Below are 19,158 nucleotides of genomic sequence, written 5' to 3'. Positions count from 1 at the left end.
AGTTTACTATGGGCAAAGGGTTTTAAATCTTAATTTAAAAAAAATATTTGAGTTAATGGAATATTCAGATCTTGTTATCCGTTTTAATCCAAGTATGAAATTACTATTCGATCATAATCTCTAGTTATTCAATGCGTTACAATAGAATAGAAGGTTAGTTAGAAGATGTTCGTTTAAATGGGAAAACAATATTTAGAACTAAAACCGTTAACAGAAAATCAACTTTCTGCTGTGGTGGAACTCGATCAACGGTGTTTAGGGGGACTTTGGACAAAAGACGGTTATCAACGGGAAATAGATAGTCCGAATAGTGATTTAATTATCTGGAAACCGGAACAAGAAATAGGGAATAGTGAACATAAAAAAGAAGAGTTTCAATTACCTAAAATAGAATTAAATCATGGAGGAAATTCAGGGAATGAATTAATCGGAATTGGTTGTTTGTGGGCAATATTAGAGGAAGCTCATATTACTATTTTAGCGATTGATCCAGAATATCAAGGCAAAGGTTTAGGTCAGGCGTTATTATTTCAATTATTAGTATCGGCTTGGAAACGTAAACTAGAACGAGCCACCCTAGAGGTGAAAGTTTCTAATCAACCTGCGATTAATTTATATAAGAAATTTGGCTTTAAAGAAGCAGGACGTCGTAAAGGATATTATCAAGATACCGGAGAAGATGCCCTAATTTTGTGGCGAGGGGATCTCCATCATCCTCATTTTCCCAAAATTCTGTATCACTGGTATCAAGAAATTTGTTTAAAGTTAACCACGGAGCTTACAAACCCGATCTAAGCTACTACGGTTCTGAAATCAATGTGCTAGAATCCATCAATAAATCAATTAAAATCGAAAGTAATCCTTAGCCTCAACACAGTTGAGGCTATTAGAGAGACAACCTCTATACAGAATCAAAATTAAATTTAGGGTAGGCTGTACCTATTGAAATCTTGATCCCTGTGGGTAGTTTACAGAACTCTCTAGGGCAAGTTGTAGGTCAACGCCAATGGGGAAAACAATTCCGATTGGAAGCAAAACCTGACAACGCCGACCTAGAAACGGATTCAGCGAGAAATTAAAGTCCAAAAATGAACCCTTTCGTTTTTGAGTCAACTTTTTAATTTTTCCGAAGTTAGAAGTCTCACGCTAAAATTAGCGTAACGGGTAAGCAACAGGTGATGGGAATTAGCCATGTTTGAACGCTTCACAGAAAAAGCCATTAAAGTCATCATGTTAGCCCAGGAGGAAGCACGTCGCCTGGGGCATAACTTCGTGGGAACTGAACAGATCCTCCTGGGTCTGATCGGCGAAGGGACAGGCGTTGCAGCCAAAGTCCTGAAATCAATGGGAGTCAATCTCAAAGATGCCAGGATCGAGGTGGAAAAAATCATTGGTCGAGGTTCGGGGTTTGTCGCCGTCGAAATTCCTTTTACCCCTCGCGCCAAAAGAGTCCTAGAACTGTCCTTGGAAGAAGCCCGGCAACTGGGACATAACTATATTGGCACGGAACACCTACTTCTCGGTCTGATCCGGGAAGGGGAAGGCGTCGCCGCCAGAGTCTTAGAAAATCTTGGGGTTGACCTCTCGAAAGTTCGGACTCAAGTAATTCGGATGTTGGGTGAAACGGCTGAAGTTGCCGCCGGAGGTAGTAGCAGTCGCACCAAGACCCCAACTTTAGATGAGTTTGGATCAAATTTAACCCAAATGGCCGCCGAAGGTAAACTCGATCCGGTGGTCGGTCGTCAAAAAGAAATCGAACGGGTGATCCAAATTCTCGGTCGGCGTACCAAAAATAACCCAGTGTTAATTGGGGAACCGGGTGTTGGTAAAACTGCGATCGCCGAAGGCTTGGCCCAACGCATTGCCACGAACGATATTCCCGATATTTTAGAGGATAAACGGGTTGTCACCTTAGATATTGGGTTACTGGTCGCCGGAACCAAATATCGAGGGGAATTTGAAGAACGGTTGAAAAAAATCATGGATGAAATCCGCACTGCGGGTAACGTCATCCTGGTTATAGATGAAGTCCACACCCTGATCGGGGCGGGGGCGGCCGAAGGTGCGATCGATGCGGCTAATATCCTCAAACCCGCCTTAGCCCGGGGCGAGTTGCAGTGCATCGGGGCGACGACCTTAGATGAATACCGCAAACACATTGAACGGGATGCGGCCCTCGAACGTCGGTTCCAACCCGTGATGGTGGGTGAACCTTCGGTTTCCGAAACCATTGAAATTCTGTTTGGGTTGCGCGAACGTTATGAGCAACACCATAAACTGAAAATTTCCAATGAGGCCCTCGAAGCGGCGGCTAAACTGTCGGATCGTTATATTAGCGATCGCTATTTACCCGATAAAGCTATTGACTTAATGGATGAAGCGGGTTCCCGGGTGCGTTTAATCAATTCCCAACTGCCTCCGGCGGCCAAAGAATTGGACAAAGAACTGCGCCAAGTTCTTAAAGAAAAAGACGAGGCGGTGCGTTCCCAAGACTTTGACCGGGCGGGAGAATTGCGCGATCGGGAAATGGAAATTAAGGCTCAAATTCGGACTATTAGTCAAACCAAGAAAGCCGAAACTACCCGCAGCGAAGACGATAGCCCCGTTGTCACCGAAGAAGACATCGCCCAAATTGTGGCTAGTTGGACAGGAGTTCCGGTGAACAAACTCACCGAGTCTGAGTCCGAGAAACTGCTGAATATGGAAGGAACCCTGCACCAACGTTTAATTGGTCAGGATGAAGCCGTTAAAGCCGTTTCTCGTGCCATTCGTCGCGCCCGGGTCGGTCTGAAGAACCCCAACCGACCGATCGCTAGTTTTATCTTCTCTGGGCCGACTGGGGTGGGTAAAACCGAATTAACCAAAGCCTTAGCAGCCTATTTCTTCGGGTCAGAAGACGCGATGGTGCGCTTAGATATGTCCGAATACATGGAACGTCACACCGTTTCCAAGTTAATTGGGTCGCCTCCAGGCTATGTGGGATACAACGAAGGCGGACAACTCACCGAAGCGGTGCGTCGGCGTCCCTATACGGTGGTGCTATTTGATGAAATCGAAAAAGCCCACCCCGACGTCTTCAATATGTTGCTGCAAATCTTAGAAGATGGTCGTTTGACCGATGCTAAAGGTCGGACGGTGGACTTCAAGAATACCTTGATCATTATGACGTCTAATATTGGATCGAAGGTGATCGAAAAAGGTGGCGGTGGTTTAGGGTTTGAGTTCTCGGAAAACCAAAACGATGCCCAATATAACCGTATTCGCAACTTGGTTAATGAAGAACTCAAACAATATTTCCGTCCTGAGTTCCTCAACCGTTTGGATGAAATTATTGTCTTCCGTCAGTTGAATAAGGAAGAAGTCAAGGAAATTGCCGTGATCCTGTTAAAAGAAGTCTTCGGACGCTTGCTCGAAAAAGGCATTACCTTGGAAGTGACGGACAAGTTCAAAGAGCGGTTAGTGGAGGAAGGCTACAACCCCAGTTACGGGGCGCGTCCTCTGCGTCGAGCCATTATGCGGTTACTCGAAGATAGTTTAGCAGAAGAAATTCTGTCTGGACGGATCAAAGAAGGGGATACTGCTGTTGTCGATATCGATGAAAACGCTCAAGTGGTGGTGTCCCAAAGTCGCACCAGTCGGGAATTGTTACCCCAAGGCGCTGAGTCTTAATTGATTTTAATTATATCTTTTCTTAAACCCCTCGCCCAACAATCGAGGGGCTTTTTTTGTTGTTGGGCTTTAGCCCAATCTTCGATGTTAGGACGTTCTTAATTGCTTCCTCCTTCTTCTGCTACAAAATTGTTAAATAAGTTTCTGTTGGACTGATGGGTAACGCCTTTAAGGTTTGATTTTGTAAGTCGATTTCTAACCCCAAAGCTTCTAAAGGTATGACTCCTAAAAGAGCATCTTTACCTCCTGGTAATTCTAAGCACTCGAAGGTTCCTTCCCGCTCAAACATTGATATTTTGGCATCTTGGAAAATTCTGGCTTTACCAATACCCATAGCGGTGGCTACGTCCACTTCTTTTAGGAGTTTTAGTCCCAATTTGGCGATCGCATCTTGTGGTAAACATAGGGTAGTTGCACCCGTGTCTACTAATACATTTTTGAGGGTGATTGAGCGAATTTGCTCTAGTAAAATTGTCCCATCTTCTGCTCGAATTTGGTCGGCGCGGTTAGTAATTGTTAGAGTGGCGAAAACTTTTCCCATTTCAATGTTGCTTTGGATTTGCATATTTGTCTCCTACTTAAGAGTTGGAGTTGTTGCGTCTTTTAATTGTAACTTCTTTTGAAGGCGATCGCGTGGGATCAAGAAACTGGGTTTCTTGATCCGTCAGGCTGTTTCTGAAGGATTACCTGATTCGTTACATAACTACTTTACAATCTTCGGTTTTTACCCAGTTCAAAATCAATCCTCGTGTGGATAAGTACAGCACAACACCATTCAACAGATGCCAGAGAAAATGAGTTCCCAAGGGAAACTCAGGACAGATTGTTTTGTCCAGGGTACGGAAAAACAAAGCCACAAATAAAACCCCTGTTGCTGCTAATAAAATTAACGGTTCTTGCTTTTGTTGTTGATAGTGATAAATTCCTAAGCTGCCTAAAATTAGCAATGCTGGAGCATAGGATAAGGAACCATTGAGAAGATGAAAAAATTGTTGACTCCATTGGCTGGCTAATACAAATCCAGCAATTAAAATCCCTGTAAATAAGGGTTTAATTCTCAAAATTTCGACGAGTGTATAGCCAGAGAAAGCACAGTTGAAACAAAAGAATAGGTATAACATCAAGCCTATTTGACCATTGAGTGGCAAAGGTATGAAATAGGGTACTTCCGGTTCCAATAGCAAGCATTAATCCTATGAGCAGCCAAATTTCAGTTGCAATCTTTTGTTGATGACGGGCTAAATTTAAGATAGCCAAAGCTGCAATAAAAAAAGCAACATTTGACAAAGCATTGAGAGGTTCACCTGTTAAACCTGGAGCCAAACGTTCACAGTACAAATCAATATAATCCATAACTAACTTCCTCAATAGCTTATCTTGATGAATCAAAAAAGAGAGTAAGAGCAAGTCCTATTCATTCATCAAAGCTTGTTTACAAATATCAATTCCCTGAGTTAAACATTGCTCTCGCCACTTTGGAGATTCAGGTGCAAACATTTCTAGCAATTGGTGTTTTGTCCATTCATAATTCTGGTGCGGTTTACCCCAGAAATAAGCCCGATTTTCAGCCCGCAATGCCTTTAGGACTTGAATGAGTGAGTATGTGCCAAACTCTGCTGTCAGACATTCATAGTTGCTATCAGGTAAAAGGCTTTGACACCACGCTCCCAAACCCCCACGAATTTCGTATGATACACTCTCTGAACTCAGATATTGTATTGCGTCCGCTCCAAATCGTTTAACTAATTGGTCAGACGATTTTGATGCTCTAGGAAAGAGTTTATAAGTCCCCCAAGCTCCTAACCCAGTGTGAAAGTCAATGTGCATTACCTCTGGAGCATTATTAATCCATAGAGGTAGATTAGTTGCTAAAATCTCTTGAGTTTTGGATGGAGCATGACCTCCCCAAAAAAGACCCTTGGGAAAATCATATTGTCCTACCGGGAGAGTATTTTTTAAACTGGTCATTCCATATCTGAAAATAAGCCAGATAGCCTTAATTAAATAGGGTTCAAATAGTGATGGAGGAGAGGTTGGGTTGAGAAAAGAATTAAATTTAGAATAGTCTTGAGGACTGCCCTCAAAAACTTTTCCAGACAACAAAAAATTACGGTTTAAATCTATATTATTTTCATTCCAACGTCTTCGCCATGCAAAACCATAGGGGTTTAGAGCATGAATTAGGACAAGTTTAGTATCTGCTGGTAACAATGGAATCGATTTAAGTTTCTCTAACAAAATTAGTTGTATTGCAGAACCTAGAAAGCCTTCTACGCCATGCAAACCACTAGAGATAACTACAACTCGTTTGAATTTCTCAGCACTACTAATTGCAACATCAATGGTTAATTCTTCACCCTTTGGACTGACCTGATTAATAGGATAAGCAGTATGAGAATAACCTAAAGATGAAGATGCTGCTCTAAATCGTTCTCGTGCAGTTATGTAGTTAGGTGAAAAGGCATTTGAATCGGTCATAAATTTTCCTCATTGCCCACTAATTTACCAAATAAGCTCAATTTATTAACCCAAGTAAGGTAGATCCAAATATTTTTTTATAAAGGATAAACTGCTTGAGGATTCAATTGTCTACGACACATTTCTCGACGTTCCAAATTATTGGCATAGCATTGGTTAATGGTTATTTTTTTCTGACCCATAGCAACAATACTTTCAATTAAAATAACTTCCGATGGATTCTTGACAACTCGACCAAATATCCCGGTTTCTCCCGGTTTTAGTTCCGTGGGATTAACCGTTGCTTCCCCGGCTTCTATTTCAACTAATTGATCATTTTGTTGTTGATATTCTTGATAAACAACTTTTAGTGATCGTATCGGTGTTGAACTATTATTTTTAACTTTTCCCTCAATCGAATAACGAATTACTGGTTTCTCTCCAAATCTCACTAATTTAACATCACTGACGGTCAATTCCGAGTTTTGAGATAGGATTACAGATGGAGGATATTGGAATGAATCTGATGGAGAAATAGGAGGATTTGAAATCGTTTTTAAGGCAGGTGTAAGCCCTGCAATCATCACAAATACTAAAACCAAAGGCAAATCAAGTGGCATAATTAAATCTCCTGAATCAGAGTATTATTCTAATTAATAGGGTAAAGGTCGAATCTTCCCAAGAATTCACCGAGGGAAGTCAAGATGAACAAATTTTTAGCCTGAAATATTACAATCTTGGCACAGATTAACATATACAGGGTTTAAAATAGGGGAAGTCCAGTGCTAGTCTTTAATCAGGGTGGTTACACTGATGCCCGAGGAAATACATACATGGGTGTTAATCGTATTATTTTGCTTGGCGCACTTTTTGCTGGCCCACAGCATATTGCAAAGGGAGAAATAAAGATAATAGATGTCCCACTCCAGCAGATTCCAATCAGCTTGTCAAAGATACCGAACAACCTTGGTTTTGTTGTTAAATCGCAAAAAATATTAGATTTCAAACCTATTTTGATAGCTAATAGCTAATAATTCATGTACTGCAAGGTTATAATACCAATCTCATTTATCTTTCTTTAGCTTACTTTTGTAACAACTAATGTTTTTTAAATATCATTAATAGAGCAAAATCATTGTATTTGCCTGGATCGCATCGCACCCTAATCCGCTATGTTATGAATACCCAAGTCAAGATTGTTGATAAAGATAGCTCTATAAGTACCCGCACAAAATTGTTTACCTAGTCGCTTTCGCTGTAACCCTTGCTAAATAAATCTTTTTGGATTTGAGAATGAGTAATTAATTTTGACTAGGTACTTAATTTTGTTAAAATAATTCTGTCATCTTTTAATTTTAGGAAAAAATACATAGTGACCAATATTGACTACGAGCGTATTTATAAACTAACGTTTCACAAGCAATGGTCTGAATTGCTAGAACTTGTTTATCAGTATTCTAAAGCTGCATCCTCAGATGAATTAGTAATGAGAGCAGTCAAGACATTTGAAGATGAATTTTTTGAGGAGTTAGACAAAGGTATTGAAAACGATAATATTCAATCCGTTTTAGAAAATATTCTTTTACTTGACAAAGGTAGAATTTATAAATTATCTGAGGATAGATCTTGCAGAATTGTTGTTGAATTAGTGAAAATATACAGCAAACAAGGATTTGGGGAAAAAGCATATGAATATGCTAAACTTTGCCCTAAACATGAGATATGTGCTGAAATTATAAACATTCATCAAGAGTCATTGCCAAAAATTTTAGAGCATTCCCAAAGCAACCAAATCAGGGTTACACAGAATAGAGATATAGCCAGTGTTAACTGCACGACAAGTCTTTTCAAGTCAAATCAAGAGATTGAGTTTTTTATGGGGGTTAGAGAGGTATTTCAGATGTTCGTTGTTTATCCGAACGTTGCACTAAGTTGCGTTATTGACTTTGAAAAAATTAAGAACGGTTTATCTCAAGAGGAGAGAAGTTTTTTCTTTAGAGGAATTATTGATTGTGTAGTATTCGATCAGCATAATAACTATAAACCGACTAAATTCTTCGAGTTAGATAGCTCTTATCATGATTCATTTGAACAACAAAAAAGGGACAATTATAAAGACAAGATTTTTGGTTTAGCAGGACAAAAACTTTATAGAATTAGAAAAATATCAGATAATCAAGGAAGGAGCGAATTTATGAAATTGATAAAAGAGATAGTATAATAGGGAACTTAAATCCGCTATCTTAAAAATACCCACTCCTAATTGTTGATGAAGATGACTATATCGATCGCAAAATGGAAACTAGACGACTATCACCGCATTGTCGAAATGGGTCTACTCGACGAGCGCCCCGTTGAACTACTACATGGAGAAATTGTTCAAATGTCCCCAGAAGGAGAACCCCACGCCTACTATAGTCGAACTGCTGGCGAGTACCTCATGCGGATACTTGGCGATCGCGCTTTAGTCAGCCCAGCTAAACCCATTACCCTTGCCAATGACTCCGAACCCGAACCTGATATCGCTATTGTGGAACGTTTGGGGCGGGAATATCTCAGTCATCATCCCTATCCTGAGAATATTTTCTGGGTGATAGAATACTCCAACTCCAGCTTAGAAAAAGACTCTACTGTTAAATATCAGATCTACGCGGAAGCGGGAATCTCCGAATATTGGTTAGTTAACTTACAGCGCCGGGAACTAATTATTTATCGTGACCCCAGGGATAGCGAATATGGCTCCAAAATCACCTTAACCGAAGGTGAAGTTACACCCCTAGCATTTCCAGATATCCAGATTCCCATTGAAGCCATGATTTCAGCAGATTGATCCGCGTATATCCGGTTATTCTGCCTGCCGATTCCTGATTAAAATATTAAAGATGAGCAAAGATTTGTCAATCATTTGCCAATCGGATGTAATCTAAAATTTGCATCTGTAAATCCAGAATTCGCCAAACATGGTAGAACACAAACGCATTGGTATTTTAACCAGTGGGGGGGACTGTGCAGGTTTAAACGCAGCAATTCGGGCTGTGGTTTATCGGGCGGCAGGAATCTTGGGGTGGGAAGTCTTCGGTATTCGAGAAGCCACCCAAGGGTTAATGACTCGTCCTGTTAACAGTGTTCCTCTGACTATTGATAAAGTTGATAATATTCTCACCGCCGGGGGGACAATTTTGGGAACCACCAATAAGGGTGATCCCTTTGCCTTTCCGATGCCGGATGGAAGTTTGTTGGATCGCTCCGAGGAGATTATCGAAGGCTATAATCTCTTAGGACTGAATGCTTTAATTGGTATCGGTGGAGATGGCAGTTTAGCGATTTTGCGACGCATTGCCCAACAGGGAAATATCAACTTAATTGGGATTCCTAAAACCATTGATAATGACGTGGGTAGCACGGATTTATCTATTGGGTTTAGTACCGCCGTTGATATCGTCACTGAAGCATTAGATCGCCTGCATTTTACCGCCGCTAGTCACAGTCGCGTGATGATTTTAGAAGTCATGGGCCGAGATGCGGGACATATTGCCCTCCATGCGGGAATTGCTGGCGGTGCGGATATTATTCTGATTCCTGAAATTCCTTATAGTTTGGATAGCATTTGTCAGCATATTGCAGAACGACAAAAACAAGGGAAAAACTATTGTTTAGTTGTTGTTGCAGAGGCGGTTAAAACGGAAACGGGAGAACCTGTGACGATGATTAATCGTATGGGACAAGCTCGTTTAGGGGGCATTGGACAATATCTGGCCGATGAAATTTGCGATCGCAGTGGTGCAGAAACGCGGGTTACTGTTCTCGGTCATATTCAACGGGGGGGAACTCCTTCACCCATTGATCGAATTATCGCTTCTGCTTTTGGAGTGGCGGCGGTGGATTTGATTCTTGAGGAGAATTATGATCGGGTTGTCGTTTGGCGAGATCGGAATGTATCGAGTATTCCGATTTTGGATGCGATCGCTCAATATCGGGCTGTTAATGCTGATGATATTTTAGTAGAAACGGCCCAAAGTATGGGGATTTGTTTAGGGAATTAATTCTGTTGTAAAGACGTGCTCTAGCGCGTCTTTATCTTCTTAAGTTAAGACCCAATAATCAGGCTGTTTTATTTGTTTACAGATAATAATCTCTCCCCTAGCAGAAAAGGGGAGTTAGGTATGCTTAAGAGTTTAAACGTTTGCGTTTGGTTTGATAGCTGCGGACTGTGGTGACAATTAAAGTAATAATTGTAATTGGAATTACAAAACCGATCATCACCAAATTAAACATGGGAAGTTGAGAATGTTTTGAAGAATCGAGAATTAAATAGGTAGCGTAGGCAAAATAATAGGCTAAGAAAAGTATACCTTCCCAACGGTCAATAGATTTGCCCGTATAAAAAATCGGGAAACAGGAAATTGCCACTGCAATCATAACTGGAATATCAAAATTTAAAGCCGCAGTAGAAACATTGATTCCGGCTGGGGAAATAGCAGAGGAGAGTCCTAAAACTGCCAGGATATTAAAAATATTGCTACCGATGACATTACCCACAGCAATATCCCGTTCTCCTTTAATCGTAGCCACAACAGAACTGGCTAATTCTGGCAGGGAAGTTCCTGCGGCTACAATAGTTAATCCGATGACTAATTCACTGACTCCAATGGCTCTAGCGATGGAAATTGAACTTTCAACTAGCCAATTAGATCCTTGAACAAGCAAGACTAATCCGACAATAATTAAGCCAATATTAATGATCCAGTTTTTTGGAGTATTTTCAATCTTACTCCGGGATTCATTTTCGTTTGATTCATCATTTTTTTGTTTCTTGGCTTCATAAATTAAAAACAGAGTATAAACAATTGCCCCAATAAATAAAATCGTTCCATCAACCCGACTAATTGTACCATCACTGCCAAACATTAAGGTCAAAACAGACACCCCAATCATAATCGGAACATCTAACCGAATTAACTGATTAGCTACCATTAAAGGAGCAATTAAAGCCGAAATTCCTAATATGATTAACACATTAAAAATATTACTCCCGACAACATTTCCCAAGGCGATATCCGCTTGACCTGCTAAACTCGATTGAATACTAACTGACATTTCTGGAGAACTGGTTCCGTAAGCAACAATTGTTAGGCCCACAAGTAAGGAAGGAATTCCCAAAATTGAAGCAATGGTTGAAGCTCCACGGACTAATAGTTCCGCACCCAAAACCAGTAAGACTAAACCCGCTATCAGTAACAAAATCACGCTCAAGCTCATACAATAAAAATCCTTAACCGTTAAAGTTTGGTCTTTTTGTTTACAATGAAATATCACAACTCCTTTTGTTAATTTATCATGGTTTTAATCGACTTTGTTATTGGGGTTGTGGTAAGGTGGAGGGAATTAGGATTGCGATCCGTATAGACCTAATTTGTGTAAACCATAAATTTTGAGGAATAAAACATGACTTATTCGGAAGATTTAACAACTTTAGTTGTTGTTGCTTACCCTGAGCAAGAAAAAGCCAAAGAAGTTCTAAAAGAACTCAAGGAATTGCAAATACAAGGGATTATTTCTATTGTCAATGCTGCGGTTATGGTTAAAAATGAAAAAGGGAAAGTTGCCATTAGTGAAACCGGAGATACCGATGCTAAAGGTGGAGCAATTATTGGCGGAATTACGGCGGGATTAATTGCCCTATTCAACCCGATTGGAGCGTTAGGAATAATTGCTTTAACCGCAGGTGGGGCGGGAGTTGGAGCCTTAATTACTCATTTTATTGATTTGGGATTTCCTCAAGAAGATCTGAAAGAACTTTCTGAATCTTTAACCCCTGGAAGTTCAGCTATTATTGCCTTAGTTGAGCATACTTGGGTAGATAAGTTAACGGAAACTTTAGATGAGTATGCCGGAAAATTGTATAAACGTTCGATTAAATCTGATATTGCTTCTCAACTGGAAACAACAGCAAAAACTCTCAATGTTGATGCCGAATCTACACCACCAGAAGCCTAATTAATCTAAGTAAAAATAGGTGGAAACTTCCACCTATTTAATTTTTTGATTTAGAGCATTTTGGGCAATTTTAGTGATATAAATTGTAACGATTACCGTTACGATTAACCCCATTCCATAGAATAACCATTCTACCGAGGTACGCGATCGCTCCCCCATTCCTAACTGGGCTAAACTTCCGATTAAAGATCCCACATAAACATATAAAATTGTACCGGGTAACATCCCAATCCAAGAAGCTAAAAAATAATCTTTTAAAGAAACATTCGTTAGTCCAAAAGCATAATTAAGTAAATTAAATGGAAATATTGGAGAAAGACGAGTTAAACCCACAATTTTCCATCCCTCTTGACCCACCGCTTGATCAATAGCTTTAAATTGCTCGTGATTTTCTAGTTTCTTAGCAACCCAATCCCTGGCAAAATATCGTCCAATTAAAAAAGCAAAGGTAGCTCCAATTACTGAACCAATAGAAACATAAATTGAACCCCAAAATACCCCAAAAACAACTCCCGCACCCAAGGTTAATAGAGAACCAGGGACAAATAATATTGTAGCTAAATTGTAGATAATAATAAATGCTGCTGGCCCCCAAAAGCCCAAATTTGCCACCCAATCTAAGAGATTTTTTAATAAGTCTTGAACGCCCATTTTATTCTCCCAAGTATTTAAAATTATAGCCCTGAGCAGGTTAGTTTTGACAACTTCTTTATCTTCTTTGTGTCTTTGTGTCTTTGTGGTTAAATTAGGCTTAACTATGTTAAAATTAGAACACTAACTGCTATAATTTCAAACTAAAGATCCCCCACAACTAGAACCACATCCGGCGGTACATCCATAACAATAGGAAGCTGTTTTTACCGTTTCAATTAAATCTAAATTATTAGCATCTAATAAATCACTGACCGTTAAGATTTTTCCTGAAGCATTGCGGGCGGGAATATTTTCCATTTGGTTAAAATCACAATCATAAATATAACCTTGATAATCAATAGATAATTGATGACGACACATTAAATTAGACACTGTTTCGGGATTATAATTAGATTCTAAAAATTCTAAATAGGAAGATTCTAATTTTTTCTGCTGTAAATAAGACTTTGTGCGCCCGATGGGTAAATTTGTAATCGTTAATAGTTGATTAAAATTGATATCAAACTGTTGTTTTAAATAATCTTTATACGCCTTTTCAAGTTGAGATTGTTCCGGCGGTAAGGTGAACTTTTCGGAGGTTGGTAGGGCGGGATTATAAACTAAGTCTAAGATTAATTCCGGTGTTTTACCATAGCCCAAACGGTTTAACCATTGAATAGCTTGAATTGAATCCTGATATACTCCTTTCCCTCGCATTTTATCTACATTATTTTCTAAATAACAAGGCAAAGATGCAACAATTCTTAATTGATTATCTGCACAATATTCGGGGATATCTTCATAACCTGGGACAAAATAAAGGGTTAAATTAGACCTAACAATTACTTGTTTTTTGCTTTTTCTTGCTGCTTCTACTAAAGGTTTAAATCCATAATTCATTTCTGGTGCCCCTCCGGTTAAATCTACCGTTTGAATTTGGGGAAACCGATTAATTAATTCAATTAATTGTAAACTAATCTCAGGGTTCAGTTCTTCGGTACGTTTTGGCCCAGCTTCGACATGACAATGGTTACAAGCTAGATTACAGCGTTTTCCTAAATTAATTTGTAATATTGTAATCGGTTGTTTTGTGAGGGGAAAACCGAGTTTTTGTGAAAACGAGGTCAGCGTTGTTTGAATCATGAGTTAAATTTGGATTAACTGTAATATTTAGCTTGTGCTAATTTTAGCATAAAAATAGCGATATAATTTTATTAAAGATTAAATTTATTATTTCAATGTTATCTTTCCTGTCTCGTATCCCGTCTTTACACCCGGAATCAAAATCCTTGACTGTTTGGGAAGCCTTACTGGTTTTTGTCACCCTATATAATTGTTTTGTTATTCCCTTTCGTATGGCGTTTCATGCCATAATTTTTGATTTTTGGTTTCTAATAGATTGTCTAGCAGATTTTATTTTAATTGCAGATATTTTTTTGAGATTTCATGTTGGCTATATTGATGAGGGAGAAGTCATTAAAGATAAACAAAAAATCAGCTATTATTATCGAAATACGGATTTTAAATCTAATATATTAGCGAGTTTACCGATAGATATTTTGATATATTTATTTTTACCAAATACCTCTCTAATTTTAATAAGTTTAGCTAGAATACCTAGATTTTTAAGGTTTCCTCAATGTTTCTTGATATTTAGAAAATGGGATAATAATGTTTATTTTAATTCTGCCGTTATTCGGATGATTGAATTATTAATTATTGTATTTCTAATTGACCATTGGATAGCCTGTTTGTGGTTTTTTATTGGGAATATAACTGGACAATCAGGAAAATCTTGGCTACAAATTAATGATCTGTATTTAGAAAATACAACAACACAATATTTACATTCCTTATATTGGTCAATCACAACTTTAACAACCGTAGGTTATGGTGATATTACGCCTAAAAATAATATCGAACTTATCTTTACATTTACAGTGATGTTTTTGGGTGTATCACTGTATGCTTTCATCATTGGGAATGTAGCAGCAATAATTTCTAATTTAGATGCAAGTAAAAACCGATTTCGAGATAAATTAGGTCAAGTTCAATCCTATATGTGGGAAAGAAAAATCCCCCGCTCTTTACAAAAAAATGTCTTAGACTATTACCAATATATGTGGGAATATAATCGAGATATATCCCTAGATTTTGAATTATTAGATGAACTTCCTCACTCTATTAAAACACAAATCTATTGCTATCTCTATCAAGAACTATTAGAAAAAGTTCCTATTTTCCAGGACGCTGAACCCTGTTTTATTGAAGATTTAGTAATTAAATTAAAACCGAGAATTTTACCCCCTAATGACTATGTAATTCGAGAAGAACAAATTGGCCATGAAATGTACTTTGTCAAACGAGGACAATTACAAGCCTTTTCTGAAAAAACCGGAAAAGTTTATACCGTCATGGTGGCGGGTTCATTTTTTGGTGAAATTGCCTTACTTTATGATAGTCGTCGCACGGCTTCAGTGAAAACCTTAACTTATTGTGAGTTATTTGTTTTATATAAAGAAGACTTTAATAAAGTTTTAGAAAATTATCCACAATTTTCAGAAAAAGTTAAAGAAATTGCCGAAAAACGATATCAAGTTAGAGATTAATTATCCTAAATTAATCCAGTGATTAGCCCGAAATTAGAGAAAAAATGCTAATCACTGATGATTTATCTATTAATCGGCTGTTCCAATTGTGCCGGACGACCAGTAATATTAAATCTCTGCATCAAATACAAAACCCCCGCCGCCATAAACACCCCAAAAACCAACCCAATCACCGTTAAAATAATAAACGAACGTTGAATAATTTCTAAGGTTCTAGGGTCATGTTTTTTGGCTTCAACATCTTCAATTTCTTCAGAAACTTCACTCGGTTCGGGTTGGGGAAAGTGCAATTTATTCGCGTTGCCATTTTGATGAAACGGGTCAGGATTATTTGAGGGAAAATTCATAATAAAATCCAAAATGATTTAAACCGTTAACTCATTCTATTATAGAGATACTCGGACTTACTTTGTTCCCTTTTAACCATGATTGTTCTTTCCCCAGAATTGAAACAACGTTTATCCACACCCCTAAAAATTGGTACTGTAGAAGTCAACAGTCGTGTCCTCCAATCCCCCCTATCCGGTGTCACAGATTTGGTCTTTCGGCGCTTAGTGCGTCGCTACGCCCCCGACTCCATGATGTACACCGAAATGGTTCACGCCAGCGAAGTCTGTCATGTTCGGGGACTTCCAAAAATCATGGAAGTTGACCCCAAGGAACGCCCAATTAGTATTCAATTATTCGATTGTCGCCCCGATTTTTTAGCCGAAGCCGCCCAAAAAGCCGTTCAAGAAGGAGCCGATACTATTGATATTAATATGGGTTGTCCTGTTAATAAAATTACGAAAAATGGGGGCGGTTCTTCGTTATTGCGACAACCGGAAATGGCAGAAACTATTATTCGGTCAGTGGTGGCGGCCGTGGATGTGCCCGTCACCGTAAAAACCCGGATTGGTTGGAGTGATGAAGAAATCACAATTTTAGATTTTGCCCGTAGAATGCAGGATGCGGGGGCAAAAATGATCACCATTCACGCCCGCACCCGCGCCCAAGGTTATCACGGTCAGGCAAAATGGGACTGGATTCGACAGGTTAAGGAACAGTTAAGGATTCCAGTGATTGCCAATGGCGATATTTTTTCCGTAGAAACGGCGATTCAATGTTTACAAGAAACGGGCGCTGATGGGGTAATGTGTTCACGAGGAACTCTGGGTTATCCGTTTTTAGTTGGAGAAATTGACTATTTTTTGAAAACCGGAGAATTTAAAACCCTTCCCTCCGTAATTGAACGGTTGCAATGTGCAAAAGAACACCTCCAAGCGTTGTGGGAATATAAGGGTGAACGGGGAATTTATCAATCTCGAAAACATTTAACCTGGTATGCTAAAGGGTTTCCTGGGGCGCATGAATTACGGGATCATTTGGCCAGAATTGAAACCGTTGCTCAAGGATGGGAATTATTAGATGATGCAATAAATCAGTTATCCTAGAACAGTTTTTTTGCCTAGAAAACTTTAGAATAGTGTTGATACGTTTCAATCTTTGACTTGGGTTTGAAACAGCCCTGCATTAACTAGGGGGGCTATGGGGGTCAACTTTTAACACATTAATCGTTTGATAAAGTTGATTCAGATATTGTTCTACCTCTGGAGGTTTAGCCGTAAACCCCACATAAAAAGCTCCCGGTTTCGCCGATTTTTCTAGGACTTTTGCATAAATATCATCACTCCATTGTTCTGATTTTAATTTAATATTAAGTTTTAAATTTGCTAAAGCCCCAGGAATAATATGATTATTCGCCTCCGTAACAATTAAACCTCCTTTTTCCGATAATTCCACTAAACTTGCCATTAAAATACTGTCGCTGATATGTTTTCCTTCTAAAATAAAATATTGTAATAAAATAGGAGTTGGAATTGGATAAAAATGCTGTTCTTGTTTAGAAATAAATAGATTATAGTTACCTAAAATCCCCCCGACTTCATAAATAGTAATAGACTTTTTGACTCCCTTGGGCTGAACTAATTTTTGATTTTCAATCTTAATCAAATTCCGACCCGCTTGATTTAATGTCATTTCAGAGATTAAAATTTGTCCTCCAGTTGTATAGGATTCAATCCGATAGGTCAAATTAACTTGACTTCCTACAACTCCATATTTTGTGCGTTTTTCTGACCCAATATTTCCTACCACAACTTCCCCCGTATTAATTCCAATTCCCATGTCTAAAGGAGATAAATTCCACTTTTCTAATTGTTCATTCACCTTCTGCATAGCTAATTGCATGGCTACCGCACAAGCAATCGCCCGTTGAACATCATCTTCCCGTAAAGTAGGAGCTCCAAATAAAACTAAAATTCCATCCCCCATAAACTCATCAATAGTTCCTTGATAGGTAGTAATCACATCGGCCATACAGGACAAATAAAAGTTTAAAATTTTAACTACTTCTTCAGGTTGTAAACGTTCTGAAAGAGCCGTAAATCCGCGTAAATCCGAGGTTAAAATGGTGATTTTTCGGCGTTCTCCTCCGAGTTTTAAACCTTCGGGTCTTTCTAATAAATTAGAGACAATTTCAGCACTCAAATAACGTCCAAAAATATTCCTAATATCCGAAGCGGAACGGGCAATATAAGCGGTAATGGCGATGGCTGAACCCGCTAAAGCTAAAAAGGGAGGAACCACCGGAATCCACCATCCTTGAATAAATAAAATATAGGTACTTCCCAGTAAAATTGTCGTGGATAAAATTGAAATAAAAACCTGTCGAATAATTAATAATTGTACTTTAGACGTTGCCCGAAATTTCCAGGTTAAAATTGCTCCTGCTGCTGACCAAATAAATATCCAAATCCATTCTAAAGTATCGGGTAACGTCTTAATTAACGGACGACTATCTAAGGCTGCACTAATAATTTGACTGGCAATATGGGTATGAACTTCCACCCCCGCCATGCGTTGGTTTGCTGACAAGGTATAGGGAGTGGACATTAAATCTTTGAAACTTTCCCCAACGGAACCGATTAAAATAATTCGATTTTTTCCCCAATCTTTAGGAAGTTTATCGGTTAAAATATCCTGAAAAGAAACAATCTCAAAACTGCGATTATATCCCCGATAATTTAAAAATATTTGATATCCTCCAGCATCAGCCCTTACATAGCCCCCATCATTTTTAGACAATGGTTTAAAAATAGTATCTTTAAATTTCCACCAATTATTAGTTCCTGGGACTATTTCTGGAGATATTCCTTGAGCATCTAAATAAAACATTGCCAAAAACAATCCTAAACTGTAGGAAGGTTGTCCCTGAGTATTATTAATAAGTAATAACGCCCGCCGAATAATATTATCTTCATCTAAAATTAAATCATTAGCTGCTACTCGATTTTTTTCTTTCAAAATTGGAGGGGCGGCAACGGATTCTAAGGATTTATCCCCTACAACTTTTTCAATTCCTAGTAAATTGGGAGTTTCTGCTAAGATTTTAATTAACTGTTTATGACCGGGTTCAAAGGGTAAATCTCGATAAATGTCTAAGCCAATAACTGTCGGTTTCATGGCTACTAATTTCTCGATTAATTGAGCATAAATTTGGTCGGGTACATAACCTTGGCCAATATATTTCATATCGGCTTCATCTAACCCGACAATCGCAATTCTTTTATCCCTAGGTTCCGGGGGACGTAGACGCATATATTGGTCATAAACTGCCCATTCCCAGGACTGTAAAATCCCAGAAAAACGCAGTAGAATTACTAAACCTGCCATGACTGGGGTTGTAATCCAAACACCGCGCCACTCCCACACTAATTGTCTGATTTTTGCCCTCATTAAGCTTATTTTAGAA

The 19,158-nt window shown here is 38.8% G+C and carries 19 protein-coding genes; 9 read left to right on the top strand and 10 right to left on the bottom strand.

The features are described 5' to 3' along the window. Window positions 1–177: 177 nt before the first annotated feature. Window positions 178–795: a ribosomal protein S18-alanine N-acetyltransferase gene (gene rimI, locus NMG86_RS19690; RefSeq protein WP_026796327.1), complete on the top strand. Its 618-nt coding sequence runs from the start codon at window positions 178–180 to the stop codon at window positions 793–795. A gap of 396 nt (window positions 796–1,191) precedes the next feature. After that, window positions 1,192–3,669 carry an ATP-dependent Clp protease ATP-binding subunit gene (locus tag NMG86_RS19685; protein WP_026785489.1) on the top strand — a complete coding sequence of 826 codons (2,478 nt, stop codon included), beginning with the start codon at window positions 1,192–1,194 and terminating at the stop codon, window positions 3,667–3,669. A gap of 121 nt (window positions 3,670–3,790) precedes the next feature. On the opposite strand, the gene NMG86_RS19680 is transcribed toward NMG86_RS19685, so the two are convergent. The 5 genes from NMG86_RS19680 to NMG86_RS19660 form a co-directional block, all read right to left on the bottom strand. After that, window positions 3,791–4,234 (bottom strand): retroviral-like aspartic protease family protein, encoded by a 444-nt coding sequence (locus tag NMG86_RS19680; protein ID WP_026785490.1) that lies wholly within the window; start codon window positions 4,232–4,234, stop codon window positions 3,791–3,793. Window positions 4,235–4,364: 130 nt separating this feature from the next. Next, complete coding sequence (locus tag NMG86_RS19675; protein WP_237157129.1) at window positions 4,365–4,730, bottom strand: hypothetical protein; 366 nt, start codon at window positions 4,728–4,730, stop codon at window positions 4,365–4,367. After that, window positions 4,720–5,022, bottom strand: coding sequence for a ceramidase domain-containing protein (locus NMG86_RS19670; RefSeq protein WP_237157130.1), 303 nt, complete (start codon window positions 5,020–5,022; stop codon window positions 4,720–4,722). The genes NMG86_RS19675 and NMG86_RS19670 overlap by 11 nt, the downstream gene beginning before the upstream one ends. 57 nt (window positions 5,023–5,079) lie before the next feature. Further along, a complete protein-coding gene (locus tag NMG86_RS19665) occupies window positions 5,080–6,147 on the bottom strand; it encodes a M14 family metallopeptidase (RefSeq protein ID WP_026796326.1) in 1,068 nt (355 codons plus the stop codon). 77 nt (window positions 6,148–6,224) lie between these two features. Continuing rightward, complete coding sequence (locus NMG86_RS19660; protein ID WP_043939074.1) at window positions 6,225–6,746, bottom strand: FxLYD domain-containing protein; 522 nt, start codon at window positions 6,744–6,746, stop codon at window positions 6,225–6,227. 213 nt (window positions 6,747–6,959) lie between these two features. On the opposite strand from NMG86_RS19660, the gene NMG86_RS19655 reads away from it, so the two are divergent. From NMG86_RS19655 to NMG86_RS19640, 4 genes are all read left to right on the top strand, one after another. Beyond that, on the top strand, window positions 6,960–7,157 hold the full coding sequence (locus NMG86_RS19655; RefSeq protein WP_193372455.1) for a hypothetical protein: 198 nt from the start codon (window positions 6,960–6,962) through the stop codon (window positions 7,155–7,157). 341 nt (window positions 7,158–7,498) lie between these two features. Continuing rightward, window positions 7,499–8,347: a DUF2726 domain-containing protein gene (locus NMG86_RS19650; protein WP_052338542.1), complete on the top strand. Its 849-nt coding sequence runs from the start codon at window positions 7,499–7,501 to the stop codon at window positions 8,345–8,347. Window positions 8,348–8,401: 54 nt separating this feature from the next. Then, on the top strand, window positions 8,402–8,956 hold the full coding sequence (locus tag NMG86_RS19645; RefSeq protein WP_026785493.1) for a Uma2 family endonuclease: 555 nt from the start codon (window positions 8,402–8,404) through the stop codon (window positions 8,954–8,956). Between the two features lie 130 nt (window positions 8,957–9,086). Beyond that, window positions 9,087–10,169, top strand: coding sequence for an ATP-dependent 6-phosphofructokinase (locus NMG86_RS19640; RefSeq protein ID WP_026785494.1), 1,083 nt, complete (start codon window positions 9,087–9,089; stop codon window positions 10,167–10,169). A 124-nt stretch (window positions 10,170–10,293) separates the two neighbouring features. Here NMG86_RS19640 and NMG86_RS19635 read toward each other — a convergent pair whose 3' ends face one another. After that, the gene (locus NMG86_RS19635) at window positions 10,294–11,385 is read right to left on the bottom strand and encodes a calcium/sodium antiporter (protein ID WP_026796323.1); all 1,092 of its coding nucleotides are present in this window, start codon (window positions 11,383–11,385) and stop codon (window positions 10,294–10,296) included. A gap of 186 nt (window positions 11,386–11,571) precedes the next feature. On the opposite strand from NMG86_RS19635, the gene NMG86_RS19630 reads away from it, so the two are divergent. Continuing rightward, the gene (locus NMG86_RS19630) at window positions 11,572–12,123 is read left to right on the top strand and encodes a DUF1269 domain-containing protein (RefSeq protein WP_026796322.1); all 552 of its coding nucleotides are present in this window, start codon (window positions 11,572–11,574) and stop codon (window positions 12,121–12,123) included. Between the two features lie 33 nt (window positions 12,124–12,156). On the opposite strand, the gene NMG86_RS19625 is transcribed toward NMG86_RS19630, so the two are convergent. Both NMG86_RS19625 and arsS read right to left on the bottom strand, forming a co-directional pair. Then, complete coding sequence (locus tag NMG86_RS19625) at window positions 12,157–12,774, bottom strand: TVP38/TMEM64 family protein (protein ID WP_036833210.1); 618 nt, start codon at window positions 12,772–12,774, stop codon at window positions 12,157–12,159. Window positions 12,775–12,912: 138 nt separating this feature from the next. Continuing rightward, the gene (arsS, locus tag NMG86_RS19620; RefSeq protein WP_026795875.1) at window positions 12,913–13,899 is read right to left on the bottom strand and encodes an arsenosugar biosynthesis radical SAM (seleno)protein ArsS; all 987 of its coding nucleotides are present in this window, start codon (window positions 13,897–13,899) and stop codon (window positions 12,913–12,915) included. 95 nt (window positions 13,900–13,994) lie between these two features. On the opposite strand from arsS, the gene NMG86_RS19615 reads away from it, so the two are divergent. Beyond that, window positions 13,995–15,365, top strand: a complete 1,371-nt coding sequence (locus tag NMG86_RS19615) for an ion transporter (protein ID WP_043939076.1) — start codon at window positions 13,995–13,997, stop codon at window positions 15,363–15,365. 62 nt (window positions 15,366–15,427) lie between these two features. Here the strand turns inward: NMG86_RS19615 and NMG86_RS19610 are convergent, their stop codons facing one another. After that, entirely contained in the window at window positions 15,428–15,712 is a 285-nt protein-coding gene (locus NMG86_RS19610; RefSeq protein WP_026796321.1) for a hypothetical protein, read from the bottom strand. A 78-nt stretch (window positions 15,713–15,790) separates the two neighbouring features. On the opposite strand from NMG86_RS19610, the gene dusB reads away from it, so the two are divergent. Beyond that, a complete protein-coding gene (gene dusB, locus NMG86_RS19605; protein WP_026795872.1) occupies window positions 15,791–16,798 on the top strand; it encodes a tRNA dihydrouridine synthase DusB in 1,008 nt (335 codons plus the stop codon). A 79-nt stretch (window positions 16,799–16,877) separates the two neighbouring features. On the opposite strand, the gene NMG86_RS19600 is transcribed toward dusB, so the two are convergent. Further along, window positions 16,878–19,142, bottom strand: coding sequence for a CHASE2 domain-containing protein (locus tag NMG86_RS19600; RefSeq protein WP_026796320.1), 2,265 nt, complete (start codon window positions 19,140–19,142; stop codon window positions 16,878–16,880). Window positions 19,143–19,158 lie beyond the last annotated feature (16 nt).

Source organism: Planktothrix rubescens CCAP 1459/22, assembly GCA_904830895.1.
Classification (GTDB): Bacteria; Cyanobacteriota; Cyanobacteriia; order Cyanobacteriales; family Microcoleaceae; genus Planktothrix; species Planktothrix agardhii.
The sequence above is the reverse complement of the archived record's forward strand: the minus strand, read 5'-3'. Positions and strand labels throughout refer to the sequence as shown.

What these genes read in the sequence shown, in the direction of transcription:
- NMG86_RS19625 (WP_036833210.1), bottom strand. Translation starts at nt 12,774, where the DNA reads ATGGGCGTTCAAGACTTATTAAAAAATCTCTTAGATTGGGTGGCAAAT.
- NMG86_RS19680 (WP_026785490.1), bottom strand. Translation starts at nt 4,234, where the DNA reads ATGCAAATCCAAAGCAACATTGAAATGGGAAAAGTTTTCGCCACTCTA.
- NMG86_RS19610 (WP_026796321.1), bottom strand. Translation starts at nt 15,712, where the DNA reads ATGAATTTTCCCTCAAATAATCCTGACCCGTTTCATCAAAATGGCAAC.
- arsS (WP_026795875.1), bottom strand. Translation starts at nt 13,899, where the DNA reads ATGATTCAAACAACGCTGACCTCGTTTTCACAAAAACTCGGTTTTCCC.
- dusB (WP_026795872.1), top strand. Translation starts at nt 15,791, where the DNA reads ATGATTGTTCTTTCCCCAGAATTGAAACAACGTTTATCCACACCCCTA.
- NMG86_RS19640 (WP_026785494.1), top strand. Translation starts at nt 9,087, where the DNA reads ATGGTAGAACACAAACGCATTGGTATTTTAACCAGTGGGGGGGACTGT.
- NMG86_RS19635 (WP_026796323.1), bottom strand. Translation starts at nt 11,385, where the DNA reads ATGAGCTTGAGCGTGATTTTGTTACTGATAGCGGGTTTAGTCTTACTG.
- NMG86_RS19600 (WP_026796320.1), bottom strand. Translation starts at nt 19,142, where the DNA reads ATGAGGGCAAAAATCAGACAATTAGTGTGGGAGTGGCGCGGTGTTTGG.
- NMG86_RS19655 (WP_193372455.1), top strand. Translation starts at nt 6,960, where the DNA reads ATGGGTGTTAATCGTATTATTTTGCTTGGCGCACTTTTTGCTGGCCCA.
- NMG86_RS19665 (WP_026796326.1), bottom strand. Translation starts at nt 6,147, where the DNA reads ATGACCGATTCAAATGCCTTTTCACCTAACTACATAACTGCACGAGAA.
- NMG86_RS19670 (WP_237157130.1), bottom strand. Translation starts at nt 5,022, where the DNA reads ATGGATTATATTGATTTGTACTGTGAACGTTTGGCTCCAGGTTTAACA.
- NMG86_RS19660 (WP_043939074.1), bottom strand. Translation starts at nt 6,746, where the DNA reads ATGCCACTTGATTTGCCTTTGGTTTTAGTATTTGTGATGATTGCAGGG.
- NMG86_RS19685 (WP_026785489.1), top strand. Translation starts at nt 1,192, where the DNA reads ATGTTTGAACGCTTCACAGAAAAAGCCATTAAAGTCATCATGTTAGCC.
- NMG86_RS19630 (WP_026796322.1), top strand. Translation starts at nt 11,572, where the DNA reads ATGACTTATTCGGAAGATTTAACAACTTTAGTTGTTGTTGCTTACCCT.
- NMG86_RS19645 (WP_026785493.1), top strand. Translation starts at nt 8,402, where the DNA reads ATGACTATATCGATCGCAAAATGGAAACTAGACGACTATCACCGCATT.
- rimI (WP_026796327.1), top strand. Translation starts at nt 178, where the DNA reads ATGGGAAAACAATATTTAGAACTAAAACCGTTAACAGAAAATCAACTT.
- NMG86_RS19615 (WP_043939076.1), top strand. Translation starts at nt 13,995, where the DNA reads ATGTTATCTTTCCTGTCTCGTATCCCGTCTTTACACCCGGAATCAAAA.